The sequence below is a fragment of the Candidatus Brocadia sp. genome (assembly GCA_021646415.1).
GTDB lineage: Bacteria > Planctomycetota > Brocadiia > Brocadiales > Brocadiaceae > Brocadia.
Map to the genome: position 1 here is coordinate 298,931 of SOEU01000002.1, position 17,044 is coordinate 315,974.

Below are 17,044 nucleotides of genomic sequence, written 5' to 3' on the forward strand. Positions count from 1 at the left end.
CTTCGGGCTGGATGAGGATTGAAACGTTTTCGTGGAAAGCAGGTCTCAGATACGGAGTAAGTAGCATCCAGCCTTCGGGCTGGATGAGGATTGAAACGCGAGGACATACAAGCAACAGGCACGGCTTATAACGTAGCATCCAGCCTTCGGGCTGGATGAGGATTGAAACACGTACCCGCCAGCCACCACGCTCCCGCCAGCCGCGTAGCATCCAGCCTTCGGGCTGGATGAGGATTGAAACTTTTTTCACAACAAATTCAGGGTAATATTCAGTTCGTAGCATCCAGCCTTCGGGCTGGATGAGGATTGAAACGTCGTTCTGGCAAAGGTAATGGCTAATGAAACATGTAGCATCCAGCCTTCGGGCTGGATGAGGATTGAAACCAACAAAGAAAAAATTATAGACCTAATCACTGGCGTAGCATCCAGCCTTCGGGCTGGATGAGGATTGAAACAGATTGTCCGAAATGTGAAAAGCTGAAAGAGAAAGTAGCATCCAGCCTTCGGGCTGGATGAGGATTGAAACTTGATGCCCCAAATTGCCCCAATAGTCGTTAATACGTGCATTCAGCCTCAAAATTAATTTTGTATCTACGACATAGAGAATTGCGAGAAAACTTTTCCAAGTTTTTATTGTATCTATCGTTCCATTTTGCTATATACATTCAGAAATAAATTATAAAATAAATTGAGTTTTATGAAAGGTGTTTGAATGCATATCCCTGACGGATTTCTGGACACGAAGACGTGGATTGGGATGGGCGGTATTTCGTGTTTATTTATTGGTATTGCAGTTCGAAAGGCAAATAAGAAAATATCAGAGAAACACATCCCCTTATTGGGCGTCATGGCAGCCTTTGTCTTTGCGGCTCAAATGTTCAATTTTCCCGTAGGCGGCGGGACGAGCGGTCATTTCATGGGTGCTACCCTGATCGCTATTTTGCTCGGTCCATGGGCATCTGTACTTATCATGACTACGGTGCTTACCACCCAGTGTCTTGTCTTTCAGGACGGCGGACTTACTGCTTTGGGAGCGAATATATTCAACATGGGTATTATCGGGGGATTTTTAGGATACTACATCCATAATATTTTCCAATATTTTGCTCAGGGCAAAAAAGGTATTTTTATCGGCGGTTTTACGGCGGCATGGTGCTCTCTTGTCCTGTCAGCAGTCTGTTGTGCCACTGAATTAAGTATTTCCGGCACGATGCCCCTGAAGATCGTTGTGCCGGCTATGGCAGGTATTCATGCCATGATTGGCATTGGAGAGGGGCTTATTACCGTTGCTGCATTAAGCCTGCTTTCGCGGGTAAGACCGGATCTATTGCAATTGCCGAAATTATAGTATATATACGGAGAACTCCAGGATTTTATGAATCTATCCAAAAAAAATATCGTGTTGTTTCTCGTCTTCGGTTTATCCTTTATTATAGGATTGATATTCCTTATTATTCCGTTTGTCTCGGAGAAGCCCGATGGACTTGAAAAAGTGTCGGAAGAGACCATGGGATTTTTAAAAAAAGAGGATTTCAAACCCATGCTGAAGGCTCCTATGCCTGATTACACAATGCCCACCGTAAAACAGAGATTCAACAAACAGTATGCTGGCATTATTGGGGTATTTATTGTGTTCGGGATAACAGTTTTTGTGGGATATTTACTGAAAAAGCGGCGCAAAAATCTGTAGAATTAGTTGCTAGCACGACAACATGACAAACTTTAGATAGGGCTCCGGGAAATGTATTCCATTTATGGGAAAGTCTAAACCTTGTGATGAAACACCGATAAGCTTGTACGACTTTGAGGTAAAATTTTTTACCTTCTGGAATAATTGGAAAAATTTCGAGAAGTTCATTTTGGCTATGTTCGTAGAAAAGACCAGAATACCATCCCCGCGAAGAAGATCGAGTCCCAGTCCAATTAATTTGGGAAAATCTTTTTCTACAGCAAATACTGTTGTTTTACCGGTGGAAAAACTGGGGGGATCGATAATAATCATGTCAAATGTCCGCCTCTTTTTTTGGAATCGTTTGATCCAATCCCAGACATCACCCATTATAAACTCGTGGTTATTAACGTCGATTTGATTCAGGATAAAATTTTTTTTGCTCCATTCTATTGCTTTCCTGGACAGGTCCACATTAACTGTCCGCGCTGCGCCTCCAAGGCTTGCGTAAATTGAAAATGAGGAGGTATAACAAAAACAATTCAATACTTCCTTGCCTTCAGCCAGGGATTGTACCTTTCTTCTATTATCCCGCTGGTCTAAAAACAGTCCGGTTCCACCACCCTCACGAAACGATATATCAAATTTTATCCCGTTTTCCAGCACCACAAAATCTTTAGGAATTGCCGCACCGTAAACCGAATACGTTTTAATATCTTCACCCTTTAATCGTACCTTTTCGGTTATATTTTCGGGCATTAACGTTTCTTTGAGGGCATGATAAATACCTTTTTTTGCCTGGTCTTCGTATGGCTTAAAATATTGCACCAGGATATTTTTGCCATAAATATCAACAGTTACTTCAGGCAAGGCATCTCCATAAGAATTCACCAGCCGATATACATTTGTCATGGTGTGATTTATATACTTTTTTCTTAATGACCATGCCTTATGAATGATTGAGTTATAGGACAGCATCTTTATTGGGAACAAAATAATTTCATATCGTGTTTACTGCTATATAAATTTTAGATTGATTATTGTTGCTTATACTCGTAAGGAGGTTGAACACATGATAACGAAAACATTTTTTGTATGTACCAGTTGTGGTAACGATAAGGAATTTAAAATTTTTACGAGTAACTTTCAAGTTATTAAACAATCCCCTGAGCAAGGTATAAGGACTGAGGAAAGTAATATTCTCCCCAGCCTGAGACAAAACGACAACTATATCGAATGCCAGCATTGTTTTCAACGGTTTGATTATGATAATGCCGCAACTATCGGCAAAAAATATATCCAAACAACACGAAGACTCCGAAATGGCGCTCCGCCCAACAGGGTGTCTCATTCCCAGGAATGAGACACCCTCCTTTCTCGTCCCAAAGAGTGATTAAATTAGGCCTTCGGTGACCTATAAATACAAATTTTCCTGAGAGGAGTCCACCTCTTTTCACCCCCGCCAGCGGGGGACAATTGGTTGTCCCCTTCTGCGAGAGGAAATTTTTGTTTGAAATTCCTTACATTTGATCAGACCTTTGTCAACTTTGCAGGTTCAATAGTCCGTCTTATGACTTTCTGGCAATTTTGAATTTAAGATTAAATCAGACCATTGACTCCGCGCGATATAGTATCACATTGTGTACTCTTTATATCGGGTCTATATGCACAAATGCCTTGTGGATGCTTTCTATAGACTCTACTGCCCGTTGGACATTTTTCCCAATGCCGTGTGCCTGCGTTAGTGTTAAGGACTGGTCTAATGCTATATGAATTTCAACATGAATGTAATTGCCCACATAATGCGCACGGACGTCGTGAATTCCCATAACGCCTGATACCGCGCATGCCTTCTTTTTTATTTCTTCCATGATAGCTGATTCAGGCTGTCTGCCCATGAGGTAATCGATATTATGAATGCCAATCTTATACCCCGAGTAGATAATCCAAAAACCGATAAGGGTCGCTGCAATATCATCCATGTGTGTATATCCGTAACGTCCACAGATAACACCGACAAGGGCGGTCGTGGATATATATACATCGTTTCTGCTATCGATAGAGCTTGCCAGCAAAGCAGGGCTATTAATTTTAAGACTTACCTTTTTTAAGTACCCGGACAGGATCAACTTCATGCCTATAGACACCAGCAGTGTTACGATCGCAGGAATACCGACCTTATGCACATGTGTCTCCATCAGCTTGAACACAGCGGTGTGCAGGATTTCAAATCCTAAAATACCCGCAAAAATAGCCACGATCAAACCTGCTATCGGTTCTGCACGATGGTGACCGAAAGGATGTCCCTCATCCGCCTGTTTGGAAGAGGTCTTTACGGCATAGAATATGATTACGGAAGAAATAATATCGGTCAGCGAGTTAACGGCATCTGAAATAATTGCCAGGCTGTTCGACATTATACCGGCAGTTATCTTGATAGAGAACAGAAAGACATTGCAAATGATCAGGATAATCGTTGCCTGACGACCTTTATTTTCCATGTATACCAGCGATTGCTTTTAACCCAAACTATGTAAGTTTTACAAAATAATTTTGTAATTTTTACAGGAATTTGACTATAAATACAACGAAATACTTTTCCAAAAAAAATATTTTCCCCTTCTCAGCTTCTCCTGGCTTGACTTTTTCCCCATTCTTGATAAGAACGCGGTAAATCCGGCATTTGTGTTGCTAAGTAAGGAACGACACCATAAGGAGATAATCCCGTCATCAAAATGAGCCGTCCATTCTTAGTCAATGAACTACGAACATACAGTATCTTCCAAAGATAATTTTGGCATTTTTAGCAAAAAATATGGATAAAATTAACCCTGTCAGGGTTTTAAACCCTGACAGGGTTGACTCACGAATTTCGTGTTTCGGATTTTATCTTTTCAGACTTGTTCAGGAATCGAATATGAATGATAAAAAAACTGAAGTAATGAATAATGAAATGGAAAGTAAGGGTATATTGAAAGAACTTATAGAAATCAATATTACCAGAAAATTGATTCCCAAAGGGTTGAGCTGGTTTGGATGTATGGGGGGGTTGTCATTGTTTGCATTCATGATCCAGGCAGTTACAGGAATATTTCTTGTATTCCACTTTATTCCTGGTGAAAGAGATGCATTAACCAGTATTCAAAATGTGACTCATAACGTCCCCTATGGATGGCTTATTCAACGTATACATGCAGTTGGGCCTAATATTATGCTTGGAATGGTATTTAGTCACATGCTTCGCATTCTCTTTAAAGGGATTTACAGGCATCCACGAGAGTTTCACTGGGTATCAGGTGCATGTCTGCTTATATTGACCGTACTCATTTATTACACAGGGAATTTGTTATCGGTAAGTAACGTGAACAAGCATTCGGCCATGTTGATATACCTATATGCCACGCATGTAGCAGGCATACCGCTGATTATGGGATTATTTATGGGTATGCATTTCTTTATGGTAAGAACAACAGGGATTTGTGAACAATTATAATAGTACGATTGTCTCAGTAATTGAGAAACCCCAGGAATTTGACTACCATGTTTGACGAAGTAAAAAGATTAAACAAAAAGCATACTATTAAGCTTGCTATATTCTCAGGAGTAGCAATGGGAATTGTGCTTGTCGTCATGTTTGTTACGGTAACAAACCCGAAACAAAGGCAATTTTGTATCAACTGTCACAGCAATATTTCATTGAATACTGTTTGTAAAAAACAATCATCGAAGGACATTGCCTGTAGTGAGTGTCACAACCACGAAAATAAAGGTGCCATGGTGATGGGGATAAAAATAAAAGACGAGCATTGTACAACAGAATCTTGCCATCCTTTGAGTAAATTGTCAGCTACGGCTGTTCAATATAAAAAGATTACACCATTTGAACATAAGACACATACAGGCAAGTTTGCCGAAAATTTTCAGTTGAAATGTACTTCTTGTCATGCAAATCTCGGTGGAGAGAAACATTTTGAAACAGATACGAGGACATGTAATGTGTGCCATTTTACCGATACTCCCAAACATCCTGGTTCACAGGGCAAAAAACCCATCTCCGATTGTGCCCTGTGCCATACCCATATTGAAAAGACCTTGAAGATATATGAGAAGACTTTTAGACACGATATGTATGAAGGAAACGAAAAGGTGAGTTGCTCTGATTGCCATTTTAAAATTGTTCAGGGCAATGGGAAAGTAGATAAAGAGAGTTGTGGTCAATGTCACGTAAAGGTAAGCGGTGATTTTCATAATGCATCCGACATGCATCGCATCCATAGTGATACCTGCAAGACAGACTGTACATCGTGCCATAATCCTATTACCCACGGCTGGATTAAGGTAAATAATAAGATTGACGGGAGCGGACATAATTCACAATTCGTGGATACCGGCTCCGAAGTACAAAATTTGATGATGATGGGAAGGGGTGGTTCTGGTGTCGAAGGTGAACCAGACCCTATGTACCTTGCAACTTTAAATTGTTCCGCATGCCATAAAGATACATTATTTACGAATGTGAAACCCCAGGTATGTAACAACTGTCATGGCAGAGGATTTGATAAAATACTATTTGAACAGAGGCGTTTTGTATCATTTAACTTACAGTTGTTAAAGACCTTGCTGATTAAAGCGAAAAGATATCAGGACGTTAACACAGACCGCATCATTCAGGAGGCGGAAGCAAATTATACCTTAATCAAGAAAGACGGTAGTCTGGGTGCCCATAATATAAAATACGTTAAGAATCTTCTGGGGTACTGCATTGGGCAGTTGAAACAAATAACAAAGCAAAACCCTGAAATTTTATCGTTACATGAAAACTTATGAAATATGGGATTAAAATGCAATTACGATATATCTTTTTTATAAGTTTCATGCTATCACAACAATTAGCATGGGGGAATACTGATCATATCACATCACAACAGGAAACATACCAGTTGCCTTCCGCGGCTTCCCCTGCTTTGCAGAAAGGCGATGAAGGTAAGATGAGAAAATCTTCAAAAAAGTCGAGTCTTTCACTGTTTAACGGAATACAACAGCCGCATACATACTATTCCACAGGCTCTTGCGTCGACAGGTGCCATGTGAATTATGTGACATATCAAACGATGTACGGAGCGGAGTTTTTCCGGCACAGGGTTCATTCACCGAAACAGGGGATGGATTGTAATTTGTGCCACGAGAACTATGTTGCCGATACGAAACCACATGGCAATCTGATTATACAGAATAAAGATTGTGTAACCTGTCATCATAAAGAGGTGCGCAATGCAGAATGTTTGAAATGTCATGCAGGGATAAAAGACTATATGGATGGATGTATTCAGGACATGATCACTGACGTACCCGATTGGATGTCAAAGAATGTCTCCTGTAATGATTGCCACAAGCTGGAATTGGACGGGTCCGCATTTAAACCCGTACGTGGGTCCTGCGTAGAATGTCACAGTTCCGGTTACGGGGCATTGTATGATTTATGGAAAGAGATACTGGATAAGGAAATCAACCAATACTGCGAAAACGAGAGTAATATTCTTAGTGTGGCAAACCATGGTCAGACTTACTCTTCCAGCACCATCCTTTGGGCAGAGCAGATAAATGCCGTAGCCAGTTATCTGTTTCATGATTCTTTTGTCTCTCCTCTTTTGCAAGGAGAGGGGAGAGAACGAGGGAAAAAATCTCAAAAAAAGATGTTTTTGCAGCTTGATGTTACAAACAGGCAAAGTCTTTTACAATTTATTCGGTCTTGCGGTATGCACAATATTCTGTTATCGCAAATACTTTTAAAATCTATGGAAAAAGGACAACAACATTTGAGATGAAAATTATATTCCTCCGATTCATTGCACTTATCGCATGCATAGTTGTTACGATTACAGGTGCCATATTCCTGGAAATATTCCTTGATTTTACTGGCATGGGATCATTTAAACACATTATTGGAATGACAGGCACTATTCTTATAGTAATCTCAATTATCTACACTTTGAGAAAAAGAAAATTTATTTTTAAATTTGGGTACGTAAAGAAATGGCTCATTGCACATGAATGGCTTGCCATTGTGGGAACCGGCCTTATCTTTGTCCATGGCGGATTTCATGGACATGCCCTTGTCCCTTTATTGACAACAGGTGTTATGTTTGTAACTGTTGTAAGTGGACTTACGGGTAGATATCTTTACTTACAGGTAAGCGAAGAACTCATGTTACGGAAAAATGAAATGGAAAAAAGCGGCATGGCTAAAGAGGAAATTGAAAACACACAATTATCCCTTATTGTAGCGCATAGACTCATGAAACATTGGCGTACCGTTCATATTCCCATTGTTTTTATTTTAGCTCTAACAATAACATTTCATATCCTGTCTGCCCTGTATTATGATGGGCTTTTGAAATAATTTTACTATGAATAAATCAATCTTACTCGTATTACTTATCACATCAGTCGTATTGTTCATTATTTGGGCCGTAGGTTGTAGATTCCCCACCCATCTTTATTCTCCCGGAGATCTATACAAAGACCATCAGGGTATTAAAAACTGTAGACAGTGCCATATGCCTTTCCAAGGTGCAGTTTCAAGTTTGTGCATGACCAGTGACTGTCATACAGTCGAAAGACTATCTCAGCTTTCGAGTAAATCATTGTCTGACCTCCACATCTCTTACGTCAACAAAGATTGTTTGGATTGTCACACCGAACACAAAGGAATTGCGGGAAAGATCACAAAAGCCTTTGATCACAAAACTCTTGCATTAACAATACTTAATGAGTGTGCGGCGTGTCATAATGAAGACTATCAGAGATCTCATCCCAATAAATTTGATATGGATTGCAAGACCTGCCATATTTCTACTACAGGATGGAAAATTATATCTTTTAACCATATTGCTATCTTGGGAAAAATGCCTTGTATAAATTGCCATCCTATGCCCGGTGACAAAAAGCACCAACAATATCCGGCTACCTGTGAAACCTGTCATACCATGGAGGATTGGAAAAAAGTACGCTTTCACCATGACGCACTCGTTCCAACACAAACCTGTGTAGAGTGTCATAAAAAACCCAAAGACAACCTCCATGAAACCGTCTCTGAGGACTGCAGGACGTGTCACAATACAGAAAAGTGGAGACCGGCAATTTTTGACCATGGTAAATATTTCCCTCTTACCGGAGTGCACTATGTCTCATGTGCTACCTGTCATCAGAATGGTAATTATAAGCAGTATACATGCCTGAGCTGTCATGAGCATAACACATCCCATATCAGACACGAGCATGAGGAACATGGCATATACAATTACGGAGATTGTCTGAGATGCCACAGAATGAAGATTAACGGAAAGAATTACGGCAACCCCAACGCAGAATATTTTGATGAAGAGGAAGAAGACGATGATGATTAAGGGTTAAAGATGCAACGTATACCAAGTTTGCTATACTAACCACATGGAAATAAATCTATCTTACATTTGTTAGATTCCCGATGATGCCTCCATTGCCATCAAGAAAATTATTATTTAGTATTCGTATGAAGTGCTGCTGAAAGATTACTATCAAGCTTTGACACAAAGGCATCATAAGTATAAGAAATACTAATATCACCGTTGTAATAAGGATCGTAAGAAACCGGATTTGTTGGGAAGTTTGAAGAGCGAGTCTCACCTGCCACATAAATATTTCCACCTGGACCCAGGGCAATAGAGTGAGCAATATCTCTATAATATCCACCCAAAAAGGTAGATGCAATGAGACTTTTTAAATCATTGCTCAGCTTTGATATAAAGGCATCAAAAAAGACACCTTTGGAAGTAGTATAAGCACCCGGAGTAGTTGGGAAGTCTGGTGATCCCGTGTAACCTGCAATGTATATATCCCCTCCTGAGCCGATTGCTATGGAATTGCCCACATCATCATCCGCCCCTCCCAGAAATGTAGATGCAAGAAGGTGTGTCAAATTCCAATTGAGCTTCGATACAAAGGCATCGCCATTATGAAACGAAGTATCATAAGCGCCATGTGTGGTTGGAAAGTCTAATGATTCAGTTTGACCGGTTACATAGATATTCCCACGTGAGTCTATGGCAATAGAAGTGGCAGAATCATCTGTAGTTCCTCCAAGATAGGTGGATGCAAGAAGGTGTGTTAAATCCCGATCTAACTTTGAGACAAAGACGTCACCAAAACCCCCATTAAAGGAGGTATCATAAGCGCCGATACTTGCAGGAAAGTCAGACGACCAGGTCTCACCACTTACATAAATATTCCTGTCTGAATCTATAGCTATCGAAGTGCCATAGTCGTTATCGGTTCCCCCCAAATAGGTGGAAGCAAGCAGGTGGGTTAAATTCCAATTCATTTTCGATATAAAGACATCCCCATTGTCAAACGAAGTATCATAAGCGCCGGGGATTGTTGGAAAGTTTGATGACAAAGTCCTGCCGGTTACATATATGTTATTTCCACCCGGATCTAAAATGATAGCATGAGCATGATCATCTGACGACCCTCCTAAATAGGTGGATGCGAGAATGCGGGTTAAATCTCCATTCAGCCTTACCAAAAAGGCATCACTAGAACCACTTTTCGAAGTATCAAAAACATCAGGAGTAACGGGAAAGTCCGATGATGAAGTTTGACCGGTCACATAAATATTTTTAAAAGAATCTATGGCTATGGAACGCACATAATCCTCGGAGGCTCCTCCTAAATAGGTAGATGCAATAAGACGTGTTAAATCACCATTTAGTTTTGTTACAAAGATATCACTGTCACTATAAGAAACATCATATGCGCCTGTTGATACCGGAAAATCTGAAGACATAGTATAACCAGCGACAACGATATTTTTATCTGAATCTATGGCTAGAGAATAGCCATAATCCGAATCAAGACCTCCCAAATACGTAGAGGCAAGAAGCGGATCAATGATGAGTTCCTTTGTCCTGTCATAAGCTGCTACTTTGAAACCGTAAGCCAGTTGCAGGTTATCTGTTTCTGGTTTCGAGCAGCAGGGTTCAGACAGAGAATGAAATACTTGTAATTTTCGTTTTGGGATTTTCGGATTTGAGAGGTTTACTTCTGCATTCTGACTGCTGACTTCCGGCTCCCGCAGCCGATATTCAACATCGACCACAACTCTCTCACCATGTATCTCCTGATATGCTGCAGGCCTTGTAAATACAACGGTTCCTAACTCTGTCTCCGCCTCAAGCTGTCCTTCTTCATTTACCTTTACGGCATTTGCCCCGTTCAGTTTTATTTTTATTTGGTTCGGGTTTGCGCCGGGTTTCACCGTAAATAGCTTTTCCATATTATTTCCAAACGCCTTCAGCCGTAAGCTGATACCCTCATACACCTCCCCAAGGTTAACAACATCATATGTTGAGATATTACTTTTCCATCTGGATGGGTCCTTCCCTTTAAAATAAGACACTTTTGTTGCCGTCTTTCCTTCTCCTTTTATTTTTTCTACTTTCCCACCGATAAACTCCTCCTTGAGGATCGCTTTTTTTGGCCATTTCTCATCTGAAATTTTCTCACGCATTTGCGGCAATGAATAGACGAGTTCCCCACCGTTCGTTATAAATATGTTTCCCCCAAAAGTATTTGCAAAAAATGCTACTCTTTCATCCATCTGTTGTTCATTGGCGATGAAAGGAATTTGGAGTCTTTGCGTTTTTTGCATAAATGCTGCTTTTGATGGTTTGTTTTTATCCTTCTGTTCATCCGGAAAAAATGGCGGAAAAAACACTGCCACAACAAGTACCGATCCAAATAAAAAAAGTTTATTCCCCCGGTTCATATTTTTACCATCCTCCTTTCAACAAGTTTCAATCATAATCGGAGAAATATCATATCAAATATTTTATGGAAAAACAGGACTTTTCTGGTATATATATTCCATTTGCCCTTACATGAAAGAGAAATAACTTTATGAGCATCCCATTGACAAAATACGGAATCAGGGAATTAATGATCTTTGGTATTCCCTGCGTTGTTGGAACAGGAGTCTCCATTGTAGTATTTCCATGGATTGTCCCTATTCCATTATTTTTTTTGGCCTTCTTGCTGAATTTCTTTCGCGACCCGAAGAGAGATACCCCGCAAGGTGCAGAATTGGTAATCTCCCCTGCAGATGGAACCGTATCTCATATCGTACCAGTCTTTGAAGAAAATTACCTGAAATGCGATACGACAAAGATCAGTATCTTCATGTCGGTGTTGAATGTGCATGTGAACCGTGTACCTGTACATGGCCGTGTCGAGTTCATAAAACACACAAAAGGCAAATTCCTGGATGCCAGGGACGATGAGTGTTTCATCAGCAATGAAAACAATCTGATGGGCTTGTCTCTAATGGGAAGTCATAGAAAGATCGCAGTAAAACAAATTGCGGGCAAAATCGCCAAACGTATCGTATGCGCCTGTAAGGTAGGGGATATTTTTGAGCAGGGACAGCGATTCGGCATGATCAAATTTGGTTCACGGGTGGAGGTCTTTGTTCCCAATTCAGTTCAGTTTGAAGTGATGGTCAGGATAGGGGAAAAAGTGACGGCAGGAAAGACCATACTAGGGAGAATATACGATAGTAACCAATAGTTTATTTATGCATAGCGTCATTAATCAGATACGAATCCCCGTTTTCACGGGGACAAGCATGTCATTCCCGCGGAAGCGGGAATCCAGAAAAATACTGGATTCCGGGTCAAGCCCGGCATGACAGACAGTTGTAAACTTATGTCGCTATGTATAGAACCGCAGTGAAAAAATGCAAAATTTTTATTATGAATTCTTCCTTTTGAATTCTAACAAATAATATTTATGTTCACCGGCATAATCGAACATTTGGCATCAGTAAAAAACTTGTCTCTGAAAGCAGGGGGGGGCGAACTGTTTTTAGATTTTTCGGGCTTTTATGACGACCTTACGTTGGGAGAAAGTATTGCCATTAATGGAGTATGTCTCACGGTGAAAGAGATTTCGGGCAAGATTATAAGCTTTGATGTATCCAGTGAAACTTTGAAAAAAACCACACTGGGGAATTTACGCTACGGAGAAAATGTCAATATTGAAAGGGCGTTAAGGGTGAGTGACAGAATAGGGGGACACTTTGTTACGGGTCATGTGGATGGTACAGGCGTCATAAGAGTGAAAAAAGAATCTGCCGATCAATGTACCGTGTCCTTTTCGGTCGAGAAAAAATTTACCGATATGATGATTGAAAAGGGTTCTGTTGCCATAGACGGCATCAGTCTTACAATCGTTGATCTTTTGGATGGCGCTTTTTCTGTGGCATTAATCCCTTATACATTATCCTCGACTACCCTGGGATTCAGGAAGGCAGGGGATCCGGTGAATATCGAGATTGACACGATGGGGAAATGGATCAAAAAACTTTTGGCAAATATGCAAGAGAAAAAGGGCAGTATTACTCAGGAGCAATTGATGGAACAAGGGTTTCTGTAATACGGTACACAGCTGTACAGAAATGTATTACAAAGGTCTCTACGGGTTTTAATAATATCATACCAAGGCGTGGCACAGACAAACTTGTTTGTCCGTGTGGAATGTGGATAAAGGTATCAGAACTTGCATGCTGTTTTAAACGTATGGTTCAATCTGCAAGATTGAACCAGCAGAAACAAGGGTGTATATAAAAACCCTGTAGTCAGAGGAAAACTTAGTGAAGAGACCTTGGGTTGCAATTATTTGGTTTGGTATTTGGGGTCTTTTTCAAGCTTTTGCTGTTTCCATGGTTGTAACTGGAAATTGGAAGAAACCTGAGGCCTTTCCAAGGGAAGCATATAAGGCTCTTATATACCCTGATATGCTTTTTATTCCGCTTTACCTCGTAACATCAGTTCTTCTTTCATGTCGGCATTGGCTTGGTTATACGTTGGGCCTTATTTCTGGAGGAGCGGTTATTTATGTTATGATATATCTACTGGCATTATCGGGATTAAAAGGAATTGAAAACCTCATATTTGATAGTATATTCCTGTTTATCAATATAGTTTCGGTATTGCAAATTGTTAATAGATTTTGTATTCGTGAGAAGTAAGAATGGGGTTTACGCTGGATAAAGTTGTTCCATGGGGTCGTTCGTTTGAAGAGTACGTCAAGATGTTTGGCATGACCGACGAAGACCTTAAATTACGGATATTGGGTTGCAGTGATGGGCCTGCCAGCTTTAATAGTGGGATGAATAAACGTGGTTACATTGCTATTTCAATTGATCCCATTTACCAATTTGATGCTAAACAAATAGAGAAACGGATTCAGGAAACGTATGACGATATTATAGAGCAGTTGCATGAGAACAAGGGGGACTACATTTGGAACACGATTAAGTCAGTTGGGGAGCTAGGCCAAGTGCGCATGTCGGCTATGCGTGAGTTTCTTGCTGATTATGAGAAGGGAAAACAGGAGAGGCGATATCTAGCTGAAAGTTTGCCATCACTTCCATTTGGGGATGGTCAGTTTGACCTTGCATTGTGTTCTCATTTTCTTTTTTTATACACAAAGCAGCTATCATTTGAATTCCACCGTACAGCCATAGCAGAAATGATTAGGGTTGCAAAGGAAGTGCGGATTTTTCCATTGCTTGACCTCGAAGGGCTGCCTTCACCCTATGTGGATGAAATCACGGAGGGGTTACAGCGTGGCGGGTACGCGGTGGAGGTTCAAAAGGTGCCATATGAGTTTCAACGTGGTGGAAATCAGATGATAAGGATCAGGGCATCTAACTTTGTGCAGTAGTCGATATGGTGAACCGTACGACCGAACTTGACTTCAGTCGTACCAGTATTTGATTCCAAAAGCAAATATGAAAAAAAACAAAAAATCTAAATTACTGATCGGGATAACGATGGGTGATCCCTGTGGGATCGGACCAGAGATTATCTTAAAGTCGTTAAAAGCTCCAGCTATCAGAAAGATTGCCAATTATGTTATCATTGGCAATAAGAACGTGTTTGAGCAAGCGGCAGGGTATTTAAAAATACCCTTAAAATATCGCATAATTTCCCATATATCAGAAACGGAGAACTCAAATCAAACAGTTTCGTTGTTATCTATAAATAATTTTAAGTCGAGACTTATGAAACAGAAGAAGCCCACTGCTGAAGGCGGAGAATTATCGGTACAATGCGTGCTCAGGGGAATCAATCTCGCCATGAGCGGGCACATTGACGCCCTCGTTACAGCACCGATTTGCAAGGAGGCCATCCATCTCGGTGGATATGGCTACCCCGGCCATACAGAAATACTCAAAATTTTTTCTGGTGCTGAGCGTGTCGTTATGCTGATGGCGGGTGGAAAGCTAAGGGTGGCCTTTGTGACCACACATATTGCCTTAAAAGACGTACCGCAGTCAATTACCTTAGAAGATATTTTGGGGACAATAATCATCAGCAATAACAACCTCAAACAGTATTTTGGTTTAAAAAAGCCCAGGATTGCTGTTTGTGGTTTAAACCCCCATGCAGGAGAGGAAGGTATTTTCGGAGACGAGGAAAGGAAGGTTATTATCCCTGCAGTTGAAAAGGCAAAGAAAAAGGGCATATTATGTGATGGTCCAGTCTCAGCCGATACGATATATTATAAGGCACTGAAAGGTGCTTATGATGCGGTTGTAGCCATTTATCATGATCAGGGTGCAATTCCCCTGAAGTTGCACGCCTTTGAGACCGGGGTAAACATTACCCTGGGTATTCCTTTCGTACGCACATCACCCGACCATGGTACTGCTTATGACATTGCGGGTAAAGGTATTGCCAATCCCCATTCCATGATGGAGGCTATAAAAATGGCAGTGAGAATGGTAAGATGCAGTTAACCACGGAAACACAGAAACACAGAGGAAAATGTTTGTAAAAGACTTGAAAAATTGCAAAGAATTTATCGCCGGAGACAATGCAGTCCTTCGCGAACTTCTGCATCCTGATAAGGAGGATTTAAAGCTTCGCTACAGTTTAGCACATGCAGTTATTAAACAGGGCGAAACTTCATACCGGCACAAATTAAAGCACTCAGAGGTATATTTCATCCTGGAAGGGAAAGGAATGATGTATATTGATAATGAGTCTGTAGAAGTTCGCCCGGGCCAGGCCATTTATATCCCACCGAATGCAATACAATGTATGAAAAACATCGGACATGACGATTTAAAATTTTTGTGTATTGTTGACCCGGCCTGGCGACCAGAAGATGAAGAGGTGCTATAAATTAGTTGATAGTTATAAAAAGCTAAAAATATAAATAAATCCCATTTTTGGATCACGGACAAACATGTTTGCCGTTCGACTGGCCATTCGACAGGCTCAGGGCGCAGCACCGTGCATGGTGAGCATGTCGAACCATCACGACGAAGTCCATGCCGCCAATTATAACAAAGCGATTATGCCACAAAACGAAATAGACTTTATCCCTCACACACCGGCCGTACTGAAACAGATTTTCAGCCGCAGGGGAATTACTCCCAGCAAACGGTTTGGTCAAAATTTTCTCATTGATCAGAATATCCTATTATGCATTCCTGATATTGCAGACCTGAAGGAAGATGACGTTATACTGGAGATAGGCACGGGAACAGGGGGGTTGACCAGATTATTGGCCTCCGGGTCCCGGCATGTATTTACGGTAGAATTGGACAAAAAGTTATTTGAACTCTCATCTGACATATTAAAATTTTATACAAATATTACCCTTGTTAATACCGACATCTTAAAAACGAAACACGAACTGAATCCGGATATTATATCTTTGGTGCTCAATTGGCTAAAGGAGCACAATCAACCCCGGATAAAAGTAGTTTCCAATCTGCCATACAATATCAGCACACCCGTGATTATCAACCTCCTGGAAGGTGATTTGCCTATCGATTTGATGGTGATGATGCTTCAGAAGGAGATTACAGAGCGTATGACGGCAATTCCAGGCACACGGGAATATGGCATATTATCGGTAATTACCCAGTTGTTTTCAGAAGTAGCAGTCGTGAAGACTTTACCCCCGGAAGTATTCTGGCCAAGACCGGAGGTTCATTCGTCCCTTGTTAAGATAGTTGTCCACAAAGAGAAGTACGCAGACAGAATAACAGACTATCCATTTTTCAGAAAGATCATTTACGCCATATTTACTTCCCGGCGCAAGATGTTGATAAATAGTCTTGAAAACTTAAACTTACCCAAAATTTCAAGGGAAAACCTGAAGGGGATTATGAAAGATATGCAACTGGATGAGCGAATAAGGGGAGAATGTCTGGGTGTTGATCAACTGATCTATCTTTCAGATGCCATCGTAAGCTTAAAAACATCCCTGATGAAAATTCCTGAAAAATAACCGACAGTACAAGCTATTCTTTTTAGCCCC

At 40.7% G+C, this 17,044-nt stretch carries 18 protein-coding genes and 1 CRISPR repeat array (1 of these 19 only partly in view); of the genes, 15 read left to right on the forward strand and 3 right to left on the reverse strand.

Annotation, left to right across the window (positions count from 1 at the left end):
- A CRISPR array of direct repeats spans window positions 1–526; the repeat unit is 37 nt; unit sequence GTAGCATCCAGCCTTCGGGCTGGATGAGGATTGAAAC (it extends 368 nt beyond the left edge of the window).
- A 186-nt stretch (window positions 527–712) separates the two neighbouring features.
- The gene (locus E3K36_03150) at window positions 713–1,348 is read left to right on the forward strand and encodes a cobalamin biosynthesis protein CbiM (protein ID MCF6154252.1); all 636 of its coding nucleotides are present in this window, start codon (window positions 713–715) and stop codon (window positions 1,346–1,348) included.
- Between the two features lie 27 nt (window positions 1,349–1,375).
- On the forward strand, window positions 1,376–1,690 hold the full coding sequence (locus E3K36_03155) for a hypothetical protein (GenBank protein ID MCF6154253.1): 315 nt from the start codon (window positions 1,376–1,378) through the stop codon (window positions 1,688–1,690).
- A gap of 9 nt (window positions 1,691–1,699) precedes the next feature.
- On the opposite strand, the gene E3K36_03160 is transcribed toward E3K36_03155, so the two are convergent.
- Window positions 1,700–2,662 (reverse strand): class I SAM-dependent rRNA methyltransferase, encoded by a 963-nt coding sequence (locus tag E3K36_03160; protein MCF6154254.1) that lies wholly within the window; start codon window positions 2,660–2,662, stop codon window positions 1,700–1,702.
- Window positions 2,663–2,741: 79 nt separating this feature from the next.
- On the opposite strand from E3K36_03160, the gene E3K36_03165 reads away from it, so the two are divergent.
- Window positions 2,742–3,032 carry a hypothetical protein gene (locus E3K36_03165; protein ID MCF6154255.1) on the forward strand — a complete coding sequence of 97 codons (291 nt, stop codon included), beginning with the start codon at window positions 2,742–2,744 and terminating at the stop codon, window positions 3,030–3,032.
- A gap of 286 nt (window positions 3,033–3,318) precedes the next feature.
- On the opposite strand, the gene E3K36_03170 is transcribed toward E3K36_03165, so the two are convergent.
- On the reverse strand, window positions 3,319–4,170 hold the full coding sequence (locus E3K36_03170) for a cation transporter (protein MCF6154256.1): 852 nt from the start codon (window positions 4,168–4,170) through the stop codon (window positions 3,319–3,321).
- 314 nt (window positions 4,171–4,484) lie between these two features.
- On the opposite strand from E3K36_03170, the gene E3K36_03175 reads away from it, so the two are divergent.
- From E3K36_03175 to E3K36_03195, 5 genes are read left to right on the forward strand one after another with little or no spacing between them, the layout of a single operon-like run.
- Complete coding sequence (locus E3K36_03175; protein ID MCF6154257.1) at window positions 4,485–5,162, forward strand: hypothetical protein; 678 nt, start codon at window positions 4,485–4,487, stop codon at window positions 5,160–5,162.
- 47 nt (window positions 5,163–5,209) lie between these two features.
- Window positions 5,210–6,496 (forward strand): hypothetical protein, encoded by a 1,287-nt coding sequence (locus tag E3K36_03180; protein MCF6154258.1) that lies wholly within the window; start codon window positions 5,210–5,212, stop codon window positions 6,494–6,496.
- Entirely contained in the window at window positions 6,493–7,494 is a 1,002-nt protein-coding gene (locus tag E3K36_03185; protein ID MCF6154259.1) for a hypothetical protein, read from the forward strand. Before E3K36_03180 ends, E3K36_03185 begins: the two co-directional genes overlap by 4 nt.
- Window positions 7,491–8,069 carry a hypothetical protein gene (locus E3K36_03190; GenBank protein MCF6154260.1) on the forward strand — a complete coding sequence of 193 codons (579 nt, stop codon included), beginning with the start codon at window positions 7,491–7,493 and terminating at the stop codon, window positions 8,067–8,069. Before E3K36_03185 ends, E3K36_03190 begins: the two co-directional genes overlap by 4 nt.
- A 7-nt stretch (window positions 8,070–8,076) precedes the next feature.
- Window positions 8,077–9,075, forward strand: coding sequence for a hypothetical protein (locus E3K36_03195; GenBank protein MCF6154261.1), 999 nt, complete (start codon window positions 8,077–8,079; stop codon window positions 9,073–9,075).
- A gap of 110 nt (window positions 9,076–9,185) precedes the next feature.
- On the opposite strand, the gene E3K36_03200 is transcribed toward E3K36_03195, so the two are convergent.
- Entirely contained in the window at window positions 9,186–11,474 is a 2,289-nt protein-coding gene (locus E3K36_03200; GenBank protein MCF6154262.1) for a hypothetical protein, read from the reverse strand.
- Between the two features lie 131 nt (window positions 11,475–11,605).
- Here E3K36_03200 and E3K36_03205 point away from each other — a divergent pair, with 131 nt between their 5' ends.
- The 7 genes from E3K36_03205 to rsmA all read left to right on the forward strand — a co-directional run bounded on the left by E3K36_03205 (window position 11,606) and on the right by rsmA (window position 17,014).
- Window positions 11,606–12,271, forward strand: coding sequence for a phosphatidylserine decarboxylase family protein (locus E3K36_03205; GenBank protein ID MCF6154263.1), 666 nt, complete (start codon window positions 11,606–11,608; stop codon window positions 12,269–12,271).
- A gap of 222 nt (window positions 12,272–12,493) precedes the next feature.
- Window positions 12,494–13,138, forward strand: coding sequence for a riboflavin synthase (locus E3K36_03210; protein ID MCF6154264.1), 645 nt, complete (start codon window positions 12,494–12,496; stop codon window positions 13,136–13,138).
- A 217-nt stretch (window positions 13,139–13,355) separates the two neighbouring features.
- The gene (locus tag E3K36_03215) at window positions 13,356–13,733 is read left to right on the forward strand and encodes a hypothetical protein (GenBank protein MCF6154265.1); all 378 of its coding nucleotides are present in this window, start codon (window positions 13,356–13,358) and stop codon (window positions 13,731–13,733) included.
- 2 nt (window positions 13,734–13,735) lie between these two features.
- On the forward strand, window positions 13,736–14,431 hold the full coding sequence (locus E3K36_03220) for an SAM-dependent methyltransferase (protein ID MCF6154266.1): 696 nt from the start codon (window positions 13,736–13,738) through the stop codon (window positions 14,429–14,431).
- A gap of 67 nt (window positions 14,432–14,498) precedes the next feature.
- Complete coding sequence (gene pdxA, locus E3K36_03225) at window positions 14,499–15,509, forward strand: 4-hydroxythreonine-4-phosphate dehydrogenase PdxA (GenBank protein ID MCF6154267.1); 1,011 nt, start codon at window positions 14,499–14,501, stop codon at window positions 15,507–15,509.
- Window positions 15,510–15,537: 28 nt separating this feature from the next.
- On the forward strand, window positions 15,538–15,897 hold the full coding sequence (locus tag E3K36_03230; GenBank protein ID MCF6154268.1) for a cupin domain-containing protein: 360 nt from the start codon (window positions 15,538–15,540) through the stop codon (window positions 15,895–15,897).
- 64 nt (window positions 15,898–15,961) lie between these two features.
- Window positions 15,962–17,014 (forward strand): ribosomal RNA small subunit methyltransferase A, encoded by a 1,053-nt coding sequence (gene rsmA, locus E3K36_03235; GenBank protein MCF6154269.1) that lies wholly within the window; start codon window positions 15,962–15,964, stop codon window positions 17,012–17,014.
- Window positions 17,015–17,044 lie beyond the last annotated feature (30 nt).